The 879-nt window shown below is 71.3% G+C and carries 1 protein-coding gene; it reads right to left on the bottom strand.

Going from position 1 to position 879, the window contains the following annotated elements; genetic code table 11:
- Window positions 1-879, bottom strand: an 879-nt coding sequence (locus EMA17_RS50535) for an ATP-binding protein (protein ID WP_126643974.1), incomplete at both ends; no start/stop codon positions are given.

Genomic DNA, 879 nt, shown 5'->3' with positions numbered 1-879 from the left:
GATCCAGCCGGTGTCGGCGCTGCCGTCGATCAACTCGGGCTGGTCCAGCAGGTCGAGCACGAAGCTCTTGTTGGTGGCACCGCCCTCGATGATCACCGTGGTCTGCGCCATCGCCCGCCGCAACCGACCCAGCGCCTCGTCCCGATCGCGACCGTACGCGATGATCTTGGCGATCATCGAGTCGAAGTCCGCGGGGATCGTGTCACCCTCGCTCACCCCCGTGTCCACCCGGATGCCGGGTCCGGCGGGCAGGTCCAGGCGGGCGATCCGGCCGGGGGAGGGCGCGAAGTCGCGGTCGGGGTCCTCGGCGTTCAGGCGTGCCTCGACGGCGTGGCCGCGCTCGATCGGCGGGGCGCCTTCGAGCCGGCCGCCGCCGGCGATCCGCAACTGGGCCTTGACCAGGTCGAATCCGGTGGTGGACTCGGTGATCGGGTGCTCGACCTGAAGGCGGGTGTTGACCTCGAGGAACGCGAACAGTCGGTCGCCGGGGTGGTAGAGGAATTCGACGGTGGCGGCGCCGCGGTAGCCGACGGCCAGCGCCAATCGTTCGGCGGACGTCTTGAGTTCGGCCACCTGGTCCGGGTCCAGGACCGGCGAGGCGGACTCCTCGACGACCTTCTGGTTGCGTCGCTGGATCGAGCAGTCCCGCACGCCCAGCGCCCACGCGGTGCCCTCACCGTCGGCGATCACCTGCACCTCGACGTGCCGGGCACCGGTCACCAGGCGCTCCAGGAACACCACGCCGCTGCCGAACGCGCGCGCGGCCTCCTGACTGGTGCGCTCGTACGCCTCGACCAGCTCGGCGTCGCTCGTGACCACGCGGATGCCGCGGCCGCCGCCCCCGGCGGTGGCCTTGAGCATCAACGGGTAGCCGATCGC

Origin of the sequence: Embleya hyalina (assembly GCF_003967355.1) — a bacterium.
Lineage (GTDB): Bacteria > Actinomycetota > Actinomycetes > Streptomycetales > Streptomycetaceae > Embleya > Embleya hyalina.
Note: the sequence above shows the minus strand (reverse complement) of the source record. Positions and strands in the feature narration are given on the sequence as shown.